The sequence below is a fragment of the Nocardiopsis trehalosi NBRC 14201 genome, assembly GCF_001552555.1.
GTDB lineage: Bacteria > Actinomycetota > Actinomycetes > Streptosporangiales > Streptosporangiaceae > Nocardiopsis_B > Nocardiopsis_B trehalosi.
In genome coordinates, this window is the sequence record NZ_BCRK01000201.1 from 1 (window position 1) to 10,835 (window position 10,835).

General features: G+C 76.7%; 11 protein-coding genes. 10 read left to right on the forward strand and 1 reads right to left on the reverse strand.

The features are described 5' to 3' along the window. Window positions 1–328: 328 nt before the first annotated feature. From NT8_RS24360 to NT8_RS24390, 7 genes are all read left to right on the forward strand, one after another. Entirely contained in the window at window positions 329–1,639 is a 1,311-nt protein-coding gene (locus tag NT8_RS24360; protein WP_067974254.1) for a TrkH family potassium uptake protein, read from the forward strand. A gap of 155 nt (window positions 1,640–1,794) precedes the next feature. Further along, the gene (locus tag NT8_RS24365; RefSeq protein ID WP_067974235.1) at window positions 1,795–2,076 is read left to right on the forward strand and encodes a hypothetical protein; all 282 of its coding nucleotides are present in this window, start codon (window positions 1,795–1,797) and stop codon (window positions 2,074–2,076) included. A 116-nt stretch (window positions 2,077–2,192) separates the two neighbouring features. Beyond that, window positions 2,193–2,774, forward strand: a complete 582-nt coding sequence (locus tag NT8_RS24370; protein ID WP_067974237.1) for a TetR/AcrR family transcriptional regulator — start codon at window positions 2,193–2,195, stop codon at window positions 2,772–2,774. A gap of 96 nt (window positions 2,775–2,870) precedes the next feature. Further along, on the forward strand, window positions 2,871–3,632 hold the full coding sequence (locus NT8_RS24375; protein ID WP_067974240.1) for an SDR family NAD(P)-dependent oxidoreductase: 762 nt from the start codon (window positions 2,871–2,873) through the stop codon (window positions 3,630–3,632). A 124-nt stretch (window positions 3,633–3,756) separates the two neighbouring features. Continuing rightward, window positions 3,757–5,787, forward strand: a complete 2,031-nt coding sequence (locus NT8_RS24380) for an acyltransferase family protein (protein WP_067974256.1) — start codon at window positions 3,757–3,759, stop codon at window positions 5,785–5,787. Window positions 5,788–5,917: 130 nt separating this feature from the next. Beyond that, the gene (locus NT8_RS24385; protein WP_245646315.1) at window positions 5,918–6,724 is read left to right on the forward strand and encodes an SAM-dependent methyltransferase; all 807 of its coding nucleotides are present in this window, start codon (window positions 5,918–5,920) and stop codon (window positions 6,722–6,724) included. A gap of 8 nt (window positions 6,725–6,732) precedes the next feature. Then, entirely contained in the window at window positions 6,733–7,584 is an 852-nt protein-coding gene (locus NT8_RS24390) for a phosphotransferase family protein (protein WP_067974243.1), read from the forward strand. Between the two features lie 38 nt (window positions 7,585–7,622). Here NT8_RS24390 and NT8_RS24395 read toward each other — a convergent pair whose 3' ends face one another. Further along, window positions 7,623–8,066, reverse strand: coding sequence for an Lrp/AsnC family transcriptional regulator (locus tag NT8_RS24395; protein WP_067974246.1), 444 nt, complete (start codon window positions 8,064–8,066; stop codon window positions 7,623–7,625). Window positions 8,067–8,199: 133 nt separating this feature from the next. Between NT8_RS24395 and pdhA the strand changes: the two genes are divergently transcribed. The 3 genes from pdhA to NT8_RS24410 form a co-directional block, all read left to right on the forward strand. Further along, window positions 8,200–9,297, forward strand: coding sequence for a pyruvate dehydrogenase (acetyl-transferring) E1 component subunit alpha (gene pdhA / locus NT8_RS24400; protein ID WP_067974249.1), 1,098 nt, complete (start codon window positions 8,200–8,202; stop codon window positions 9,295–9,297). A gap of 2 nt (window positions 9,298–9,299) precedes the next feature. Further along, window positions 9,300–10,343, forward strand: coding sequence for an alpha-ketoacid dehydrogenase subunit beta (locus NT8_RS24405; RefSeq protein ID WP_067974251.1), 1,044 nt, complete (start codon window positions 9,300–9,302; stop codon window positions 10,341–10,343). Beyond that, window positions 10,340–10,835, forward strand: a 496-nt coding sequence (locus NT8_RS24410) for a biotin/lipoyl-containing protein (protein WP_305082639.1), incomplete at its 3' end; no start/stop codon positions are given. The genes NT8_RS24405 and NT8_RS24410, both read left to right, overlap by 4 nt.

A 10,835-nucleotide genomic window follows, 5' to 3' on the forward strand; every position in this document is an offset into this window, starting at 1 on the left:
GGCGGGCGGGCGCGCGGCGGGGCGCCGCCACCCCGGTGCCGGGGCTCCCCCGCCGCCCCCCTTCCCGGGCCCGCGGCGGGCACACGTCGGCGCCGGTCGCGGGGTGCGGGGCGGAGCCGGTCGGGCGCGTTCCGGCGCGGCCCGTGCGCGGACCGCCGGGCGGACGTGATCTCATCTGTCCGGTGCGTCCGCGTCGGGCGCGGCCGGGACGAGTGTGACAGGGGGGACGGTCGTGGCAGGTGGGTTCTCGCCACGCGGCGGGTGGCGCCGGCGGCGCGGGGGCGGGGCGGCCGACTTCGGCGACCGGCTGCGGCCGCCGCAGTTCACGGTGGCCGCGTTCGGCTGCGCCGTGCTGGTGGGGACGCTGCTGCTGATGCTGCCCGCCGCGTCGGCGGGCGGGCGGTCCGCCGACGTGCTGACGGCGCTGTTCACCGCCGTCTCGGCGGTCTGCGTGACGGGTCTGGCGGTGGTCGACACCGCCGTGTACTGGTCGACCGCGGGGCAGGTGGTGATCCTGGCGCTGATCCAGGTCGGCGGGTTCGGCATCATGACCCTGGCCACCCTGCTCGGGGCGGTGGTGACCCGCCGCCTGTCGCTGCGCACCCAGATCCGGGCCGGCGCGGAGGCCAAGAGCCTGACGCTCGGCGAGGTCCGCCGGCTGGTGGGCGGGATCGCCCGGGTCACGGCGGTGTTCGAGGTCGGGGTGGCTGCGGTGCTGGCGGCGCGCTTCGCGCTGGCCTACGGCGAGTCGCCCGGCCGCGCCGTCTACCTGGGGGTGTTCCACTCCGTCTCGGCGTTCAACAACGCCGGGTTCGCGCTGTTCAGCGACAACCTGGAGGGGTTCGCCACCGATCCGTGGATCTGCCTGCCGATCGCGGTCGCCGTCATCGCGGGCGGGCTCGGCTTCCCGGTGTGGCTGGAGCTGTGGCGGCACGCGCGGCGGGTGGGCGGCGCCGCGCCCCGCCACTGGTCGCTGCACGCGCGCATCACCCTGCTGGGGACGGCCGCCCTGCTCGCCGTCGGGTTCGCGGCGTTCTGCGCGCTGGAGTGGCGCAACCCGGCGACGCTGGGCCCGCTGTCGGTGCCCGGCAAGGTGCTGGCGGCGTTCTTCCAGGCGGTGATGCCGCGCACGGCCGGGTTCAACAGCCTGCCGTTCGGCGAGATGAACACCCAGACGCTGTTCGTGACGGACGTGCTCATGTTCATCGGCGGCGGCAGCGCGGGCACGGCGGGCGGTATCAAGGTGACGACGTTCACCGTGCTCGCGTTCGTGATCTACGCCAACATGCGCGGCGAGGGCACGGTGCACATCGGCCGGCGGCGGCTGCCGGCGGACGTGGAGCGCCAGGCGGTGACGGTCGTGCTGCTGGCGCTGGGGCTCGTCTGCGCGGCGACGTTCGCGCTGATGACGATGACCCTGTTCACCCTGGACCAGCTGCTCTTCGAGGTGGTCTCGGCCTTCGCCACGGTGGGGCTGTCGACGGGCATCACGGCGGACCTGCCGGCGGCGGGGCAGCTGATCCTCGTCGCGCTCATGTTCATCGGGCGGGTGGGCCCGGCGACGCTGGCCTCGGCGCTGGCGCTGCGCCACCACGGCCGCCGCTACGCCTACGCCGAGGAGCGGCTGGTCGTGGGCTGACCGGATGCGGCCGCGGGCGGCGGACGATGCGGGCGGTCCGGGAGGTTCTACCGCGCGCGGGCGGGGCGGCCGGGACGGGTGTGGCCAAGCGCACCCTGGGGCGGGCCCGGTGCTGGCAAGCTGGTGCGGCGAGGGGTGACGGAGGGAGCGCAGTGATGGAGTGGCCGCCCAAGGACGCAGAACGCAAGATCCTCGCCGGCCTGGCCGAGGCCCGGATCATCGAGTACCACGGCAGCGAGGACACCGGCGGCGGGCGGGTCCACCACGTCACCACCGTCACCGGCTACGAGGTCCCGCTGCGCGACGACGAGGTCGCCCCGTTCGCGCTCGGCGCGTGCGCGGGCGACTACAACCGGAGCCTCGACTACGACGCCACCCCGTGCGACCTGGTGGACGGCGTGGTCGCCGAGCGCTGGCACGCCCGCACCCGGGGCTGACCGCCGTCGACCGCGCCGACGCCGCGCCCGGCCCGCCGGGCGCGGTCCCTCTTCGGACGCGTGCGGACACCCGACGTTTTTTGACCGATCGTTCTCGAAAGATGTAGCGTCGCCGCATGGCGAGGACGAAGGCGTTCGACCCGGACACCGCACTGGCGGCAGCGGTCGACCTGTTCTGGGAGCGCGGCTACGAGGCGACGTCGATGGCCGACCTGGTCGACCGCCTCGGCATCGCGCGGGCGAGCGTCTACGCGACGTTCGGCGGCAAGCGCGAGCTGTTCCTGAAGGCGCTGGACCGCTACGGCTCCTCCGCCGAGACCGGCATCCTGCGCGACCTGACGGGGGACGGGCCCGCCCTGCCCGCCGTGCGCGCGCTGGTGGAGCGGTTCGCCCGGGAGGCCGCCGGCGACACCGGCCGACGCGGCTGCTTCGTGGTGAACACGGCGGTCGAGCGCGCGCCGCACGACCCGCCGGCCGCCCGCCGGGTGCGCGAGAGCTGGCTGCTGCTGGAGACGGCGCTGCGGTCGGCCCTGCTCCGCGCCCAGGCGCGGGGCGAACTCGCCCCCGACCGCGACCCGCACGCCCTGGCCCGGTTCCTGCTCACCGTGCTGCAGGGGATACGGGTGGTCGGCAAGGCCGACGAGGACGGCCGCCGCGTCCGCGACGCGGCCGAGCAGGCGCTGCTGCTCCTGTCCTGACCGCTCCACCGGATCGGCCGCCGCTCCGACAGGCCATCAATCAAGACCCACCATTCTGGAATGTTTGACAATGCCCCACCATCCGAAGGGACCGTCATGTCCGTACGCTTCTCCAACGCGACCGCCCTCGTCACCGGCGGCGGGAGCGGGATCGGCCGGGCCGTCGCCCTGGCGCTCGCCGCCGAGGGCGCGGCCGTCGTCGTCGCCGGCCGCACCCCCGGACCGCTGCACGCGACGGTGGAACTGATCGCCCGGGCGGGCGGCCGGGCCGCCGCCGTCCCCGCCGACACCACCTCCGCCGCCGACATGGAGCGCCTGGTGGACGCCGCGGTGGACGCGTTCGGCTCGCTGGACGTCGCGGTGAACAACGCGGGCGTGCTCACGGCGACGGGCCCGGTCGCCGACATCGACGAGGACCAGTGGCGCACCCTGCTGGACGTCAACGTCACCGGTGTGCTGCTGGGCATGCGGGCGCAGGTCGCGTACATGCGGCGCAACGGCGGCGGCGCCATCGTCAACGTCTCCTCCACGCTCGGCCCGCACGTCCGCCGCCCCGGGACGGGCGCCTACGGGGCGTCCAAGGCCGCGGTCAGCGCGCTCACCCGCGCGGCGGCGCGGGAGTACATCGGCGAGGGCGTCCGCATCAACGCCGTCAGCCCGGGACCGAGCGCCACCGCGATGTCGCTCCTCCCCGGCGAGACGGAGGCCGGGCGCACGGCGCGCATGCGCGAGCGCCTCCCGATCGGCCGGGTCGGCAAGGTGGAGGAGATCGCCGCGGCGGTGCTGTACCTGGCCGCCCCCGAGTCGGCGTTCACCGTCGGCGCGGACCTCGTGGTGGACGGCGGCAACGCCGCCTGACCGCGGCCCCGGAGCGGGGCACCGGACCCTGGTGCGCGGGCGGGGGGTAGCGTACGCTCCGGACGCGTCCGGAGCCCTGACCCGCGTGACCGGCGCCCTTCCCCGTCCCCCACCCCCGGGCGCCGTGTTGTCCGTTCTCACCCCCACCGCCGGGCCCTCCCCCGCCGCGCTGGGCGCCGGTGCGCCGCCCGCCCGCCACCGTCCCGAGATCCAGGGGCTGCGGGCGGTGGCCGTGCTGCTGGTGGCCGCCTACCACGTCTGGTTCGGCCGGGTCTCCGGCGGTGTGGACGTGTTCCTGCTGCTCACCGGCTTCCTCATCACCGGGTCGCTGGTGCGCTCGGTCGAGCGCGGCGGCGGGGTGCGCGCCGGGGCGTTCCTGGCCCGGCTGCTGCGGCGGCTGTCCCCGGCGGCCGGGCTGGTGCTGGCGGGGGTGCTGGCCGGGACCTGGCTGTGGGTGCCGCGCCCGCGGTGGCGCGACACGGTCGCCGAGGTCGCGGCGTCGGCGCTCTACCACGAGAACTGGCGGCTGGCCGCGCACTCCGTCGACTACCTGGCCCGCGACGCCGCGAGCCCGGTGCAGCACTTCTGGTCGCTGGCCGTGCAGGGGCAGGCCTACCTCGTGTGGCCGGTCCTGGTGGCGGTGGCGGCCGCTGTCGCGGCGCGGTCGGGACGGGGGACGCGGCCGGTCCTCGCCGCGATCCTGGCGGCGGTGGCCGCGGCGTCGTTCGGCTACGCGGTGGCGGCGACGGCGGCCGACCAGCCGCGGGCCTACTTCGACACCGGGGCGCGGCTGTGGGAGCCGGCGCTGGGCGGGCTGCTCGCCCTGCTCCCCGACCGGGTCCGGGCGCCCGCCGCCGTGCGCGCCGCCCTGGGGTGGGCGGGGCTGGCCGCGCTGGCGGCGTGCGGCGCGCTGGTCGACGTGTCGACCGCGTTCCCCGGGTGGGCCGCGCTGTGGCCGACGGGGGCGGCGGCGCTGGTACTGGCGGCCGGGGTGTCGGGGCGCCCCTGGGGCGCGGACCGGCTGCTGTGCTGGGCACCGCTGCGCCGGGTCGGCGACCTGGCCTACCCCTTCTACCTGTGGCACTGGCCGGTGCTGGTGCTGTACCTCCAGGCGAGCGGCCGCCCCGCCGCCGGGCCGGCCGACGGCCTGGCCGTGCTCGCGCTGTCGGCCGGGCTCGCGTGGGCCACCGACCGCGCCACCGGCGGCCGGCCGGCCCCCGCGCCGGCGGGGTACGGCCTGGCGGTCGCCGCGGCGTGCCTGGCCCCGGCCCTGGTGGCCGCCGGCCTGTGGACGGCCGGGCTCGACGCGCGGCAGCGCTCCGCCGACCTCGCCGCCGCCGATTCCGCCCGCTACCCCGGCGCGGGGGCCCTCGCCGACCCGCGCGTGGCGGCGCGGCTGCCCGACGCCCCGGTCTACCCCGACCTGACCGCACCGCGCGACCCGTGGGCCACCCACGTCAACGGCTGCAACACCGAGGTGGAGGGCACCGAGGTGGCGGCCTGCTCCTACGGGCCGGCGACCGCCGGGCGCACCGTCGCCCTGGTCGGCTCCTCCCACGTCGGCCACTGGTTCCCGGCGATGCGGGAACTGGCCCTCCGGCACGGGTGGCGGCTGGTGGTGATGACCAAGAACAGCTGCCGGTTCGGCGCCGCCCCCCAGCGGCTGGGCGGCGCCCTCTACGCCGACTGCGAGGCGTGGAAGGACGGGGTCATGGCCGAACTCGCCGAGCTGCGGCCGGACGCGGTGTTCACCACCGCGACCGTGAGCGGCGCCGCCGAGCGCGAGCGGGTGCCCGACGACCACGTCCGCCGGTGGCGGGAGCTGGACGCCATGGGCATCGGCGTGATCGCCGTCCGCGACACGCCCCGGCTGGACTTCGACGCCCCCGAGTGCGTCGACCGCCGCGGCGCGGCGGCGTGCGTGGCGGAGCAGTCCGCGTCGCTGGCCCGGGACTCCCCGCTGGACACCGCCGCCGGGGTGCCGGACAACGTCGCGTTCGTGGACCTGACCCGGTACCTGTGCCCCGACGGGCGGTGCCCGGCCGTCGTCGGCAATGTGCTGGTGATGTCGGACGACAACCACCTGACGGCGACCTACTCCCGCACGCTCGCCCCGATGCTGGGCGCCCAGGTGCACGCCGCGACGGGGTGGTGACCCCCAGCGCACCGCGATCGGGCGCCCGTTCCGCGGCGGATTGCCCGTTCTCCGGGAACCTGGTTGCATGTGTCGACCCCCCATTCGGTACGGACCGGCTCGGCGCCGGTCGGCAGGAGGACGAGCAACGGTGGACGGCCAGGGCCCCGCCCCGGAGGGCATCGACACGTCGGTGCCCAATGTCGCGCGGATGTACGACTACTACCTCGGCGGCAAGGACAACTACGCCGTCGACCGGGCCGCGGCCGAGAAGATCATGGCGATGGTGCCCGACCTGCCGGCGACCGTCCGCGCCAACCGGGCCTTTCTCGGCCGGGCGGTGCGCGCCGCCGTGGCGGACGGCGTCCGCCAGTTCGTGGACCTGGGCACGGGCCTGCCCACCCGGGACAACGTGCACGAAGCGGCCCTCGCGGCGGCGCCCGACGCGCGCGTCGTCTACGTCGACTACGACCCGGTGGTCGTGGCGCACGGCGAGGCGCTGCTGGCCACCACCGAATCGGTCCGGTTCATCCAGGCCGACCTGCGCGAACCCGAGCAGATCCTGGCCCACCCGGTGCTGCGCTCGCTGATCGACCTGGACCAGCCCGTCGCGGTGCTGCTCGCGGCGATCCTGCACTTCGTGCCCGACAGCGACGAGCCGCACCGGCTGGTGGCGCGGCTGCGCGACGCCATGGCGCCCGGCAGCCGGATCATCCTGTCGCACGGGTTCTCCGACCCCGGCCGCCCGGCGGCCACCGAGGGGTCCAAGGCCGTCTACCGCACGGCGACGGCGCCGGTGGCCGACCGCAGCCGCGAGGAGATCCTGGCCTTCTTCGACGGGTTCGACCTGGTGCCGCCGGGCCTGGTCCCGGCCGCCGACTGGAACCCGGCGGACGGCGAGACCGTGTACTCGGCCGGCAAGTCGCTGATCCTCGCCGCGGTCGGCCGCAAGCCCTGACCGCCGCCATGGACGCCGGCGAACCCGACGCGCACCGGGCGCTGCTCGACCGGCTGCTGCCCGGCGACCCGCCCGGCCGCCGCACCGTGCGCCGCGGCCAGTTCCACACCGTCGTCCTCGGTGCCGAGCGCGTGGTGTGCCTGCCGCGGACGGCCGCCGCGGCGGCGCGGCTGCCGCAGCGGGCGGCCGTGCTGGAGGCGCTGGCGGCGGCCGGGATCGGCGTCCGCGCCCCCGTACCGCTGGAACGCGGGTTCGGCGGCGCGACCCCCTTCCTCGTGCTCGACCGGGTCCCCGGCGCCCCGCTGCCGGACGGCCCCCCGGCCGCCCCCGCCGCTGCGGCGGCCGGGTACATCGGGCTGCTGGAGGCGCTGGCCGACGCCGGGGCCGCCCCGGCGCTGCGCGCGGCGCTGCCCCGCGACCCCGCGGACCGGTGGGCGCGGTTCGCCGCCGGGGTGCGCGACGGTCTCGCGCCGCTGATGTCCCCGGCCGGGCGGCGCCGCGCCGACCGCGAACTGGAGGCGGTCGCCGCACTGCCGCACCGCACGGACGCGCTGGTCCACGGCGACCTGGGTGCCGAGAACGTGCTCTGGACGGCGGACGGCGACCGTGGCCGGGTATCGGGGGTGGTCGACTGGGACGGCGCCTGCCTGGGTGATCCGGCCGAGGACGCGGCGGCGGTGGCGGTCGGCCACGGCCCGGACCTGGCGGAGCGGGTGCTGTCCGCGCGGGCACGCACCGACCCGGGCCTGCCGGCGCGGGCGGCCGCGATCCGCGGGACGTTCGCGCTCCAGCAGGCCCTGGCGGCGCTGCGCGACGGCGACGCGGCGGAGCTGGCCGACGGGTTGGCGGGCTACCGCTGACGGCCGCCCCGCCCGGTCGGAGCGGGGCGGGGTGCGGGTCAGCGGCCCAGGGGCGGCTCGTCCAGGATGAACATGGTCTGGGTGGAGCGGACCTCGGGGATGCGCTGGAGGCGTTCGAGGACGAAGGTGCGCAGGTCGGCGGCGTCGGCGACGCGGACGAGCAGCAGCAGGTCGACGTCGCCGGAGACCAGGGCGGCGTGGTCGATCTCGGGGATGTCGCGCAGGTGGTCGCGGAACCGCTCCCAGGAGTGCTGGAGGATGCGGACCGACACGTAGGCCGCGAGGCCGCGCCCGGTCTTCTCGGGGTCGACGACGGCGGTGAACCCGCGGATGACGCCCTGGTCGCGGAGCCGGTCGAGGCGCGCGTAGGCGTTGGCGCGGGAGATGTGCGCCTGCTCGGCGACGGCGCGGACGGACATGCGGCCGTCGGCGCGCAGCAACTCGATGATGCGGTGGTCGACCCCGTCCAGCTCCACGGCCATGTGTCTCACCTCACAGCGTCCGCATGCTGGACGGCTCCGACGGATGGCCGCCCGGGCGGCGCTCCGCGGCCATCCGTCCACGGTCGCGCCGTCCGTATGGACACTATGGGGTGACGAACCGCATATTCAAGACATGAAGCGCAGCGATGACCGGCCTCGTTCTGCTCCTCCCCTCCCCACAGCGGAGCCGATCCGGCTGGTCGACCCGCGGGGCGGCCGCGTCGGCGGCAGCGGCCTCCCCGCACCCGCGCCCGACACGCTCCTGGCGATGCTGCGGGCGATGGTCGTCGGGCGGCGCTTCGACCGCCAGGCCGGCGCGCTCACCCGCCAGGGGCGCCTCGCCGTGTACCCCTCCTCGCACGGCCAGGAGGCGTGCCAGGTGGGGGGCGTGCTGGCCCTGGCGGAGGACGACTGGCTGTTCCCCACCTACCGCGACTGCGTCGCCCTGGTCACCCGCGGGGTCGACCCGGTCGAGGTGCTGACCCTGCTGCGCGGCGACTGGCACAGCGGCTACGACCCCGACCGCCACCGCTGCGCCCCCCAGTGCACCCCGCTGGCCACCAACGCCTCGCACGCGGTGGGCCTGACCTACGCCGCCCGGCGCAAGGGCCGGGACACCGCCGCGCTCGTCCTCATGGGCGACGGCGCCACCAGCGAGGGCGACGCCCACGAGGCGTACAACTTCGCCGCGGTGTGGAACACCCCGGTGGTCTTCCTGATCCAGAACAACCAGTGGGCCATCTCCGTCCCGGTGCACCGGCAGACGGCCGCGCCCACCCTGGCGCACAAGGCGATCGGATACGGGATGCGCGGCTACCACGTCGACGGCAACGACGCGGCCGCCGTGCACGCCGTGGTCTCCCGCGCCCTGGCCGAGGCGCGCGCCGGGGGCGGCCCGGCCATCATCGAGGCGCAGACCTACCGGATCGACCCGCACACCAACGCCGACGCCCCGCAGCGCTACCGCGACGACGCCGAGGTCGAGGCGTGGCGGCGGCGCGACCCCATCGCCCGCCTGGAGGCGCTGCTGCGGGCGGAGGGGGTGGTCGACGACGCCGGGATGCGGCGCATCGAGGACGCCGCCGAGGAGCTGGCGGCCCGGGTGCGCGAACGCCTGTCCGGCGACCCCGAACCCGATCCGGCGGAGCTGTTCGCGCACGTCTACGCGGCGCCGACCGCGCAGTTGGCCCGGCAGCGGCGGGAGCTGCTCGACGAGACCCGGGAGGGCTGACGATGGCCGCGACGACCCTGGGCGGGGCGCTCAACCGGGCGCTGCGCGACGCGCTGGCCGAGGACCCCTCCGTGGTGGTCTACGGCGAGGACGTGGGCCCCCTCGGCGGGGTGTTCCGCGTCACCGACGGGCTGACCGCCGAGTTCGGCGAGGACCGGTGCTTCGACTCGCCCCTGGCGGAGTCGGGGATCGTGGGCACCGCCGTGGGCATGGCGATGCACGGGCTGCGCCCGGTCGTGGAGATGCAGTTCGACGCGTTCGCGCTGCCGGCGTTCGAGCAGGTGGTGTCGCACGTCGCGAAGATGCGCAACCGGACGCGGGGCCGGGTGGAGCTGCCGCTGGTCATCCGCATCCCCTACGGCGGCGGGATCGGCGCGGTCGAGCACCACGGCGACTCCTCCGAGGCCTACTACGCGCACACCCCCGGCCTGCGGGTGGTCACCCCGGCCACGCCGGCCGACGCCTACTCCCTGCTGCGCGAGGCGGTGGCCTCCCCCGACCCGGTCGTGTTCCTGGAGCCCAAGCGCCGCTACTGGGACCGGGCCGACCTCGACCTGCCCGTGCGCACCGAGCCCATGGACCGCGCGGTGGTGCGCCGGCCGGGCACCGACGCCACCCTGATCGCCTACGGCCCGATGGTGGCGACCGCGCTGGAGGCGGCCGAGGAGGCGCGCGCCGAGGGCCGCTCCCTGGAGGTCGTCGACCTGCGGTCGCTGGCCCCGTTCGACGACGACACCGTCGCGGCGTCGGTGCGCCGCACCGGCCGCGCGGTGGTGGTGCACGAGGCGTCGACGTTCGCCGGCTACGGCGCGGAGGTCGCGGCCCGGATCACCGAGCAGTGCTTCCACCACCTGGAGGCCCCGGTGCTGCGGGTCGGCGGCCTGGACATCCCCTACCCGCCGCCGCACCTGGAGGAGTACCACCTGCCCTCGGTCGACCGCGTCCTCGACGCCGTCGACCGGCTGCAGTGGGAGGCGAGCTGGGTGCCGGACGTCCCGCCGCCCCCGCCCCGGCGCGCGGCCGGCCGGGCGGAGGCCCGGTCGTGAGCCCCGCGTCGGACGTGCGCAGCTTCCTGCTGCCCGACCTCGGGGAGGGCCTGACCGAGGCGGAGATCCTGGGCTGGAAGGTGGCGGTGGGCGACACCGTGGCCGTGGACCAGCCGGTGGCCGAGGTCGAGACCGCGAAGGCGGCGGTGGAGGTGCCCTGCCCCTTCGCCGGGACCGTGGCCGAGCTGCACGGCGCCCCCGGTGACGTGGTGGCCGTGGGCACCCCGCTGATCAGCGTCCGCCCGGCGGAGCCCCCGGCCGGGTTCGCCGAACCGGGCGTGGTGGTTCCCGCCGCCCGGTCCGCCGGCCCGGCGGAGGAGGGGGCATCGGACTCCGGGGCCGTACTCGTCGGGTACGGCACCGGTGGGGGCACGCGCCGTCAGGGCCGGCGGCGGCGTGCCCCACTGCCGGACGGGCCGCGGACAACGGCGTCCGCGGCCGCGTCCGGCGCGCCCGCCCGGCCGGGCCGCGCGGCGGTGGTGTCGCCGCTGG

What these genes read in the sequence shown, in the direction of transcription:
- NT8_RS24370 (WP_067974237.1), top strand. Translation starts at nt 2,193, where the DNA reads ATGGCGAGGACGAAGGCGTTCGACCCGGACACCGCACTGGCGGCAGCG.
- NT8_RS24405 (WP_067974251.1), top strand. Translation starts at nt 9,300, where the DNA reads ATGGCCGCGACGACCCTGGGCGGGGCGCTCAACCGGGCGCTGCGCGAC.
- pdhA (WP_067974249.1), top strand. Translation starts at nt 8,200, where the DNA reads ATGAAGCGCAGCGATGACCGGCCTCGTTCTGCTCCTCCCCTCCCCACA.
- NT8_RS24395 (WP_067974246.1), bottom strand. Translation starts at nt 8,066, where the DNA reads ATGGCCGTGGAGCTGGACGGGGTCGACCACCGCATCATCGAGTTGCTG.
- NT8_RS24390 (WP_067974243.1), top strand. Translation starts at nt 6,733, where the DNA reads ATGGACGCCGGCGAACCCGACGCGCACCGGGCGCTGCTCGACCGGCTG.
- NT8_RS24375 (WP_067974240.1), top strand. Translation starts at nt 2,871, where the DNA reads ATGTCCGTACGCTTCTCCAACGCGACCGCCCTCGTCACCGGCGGCGGG.
- NT8_RS24365 (WP_067974235.1), top strand. Translation starts at nt 1,795, where the DNA reads ATGGAGTGGCCGCCCAAGGACGCAGAACGCAAGATCCTCGCCGGCCTG.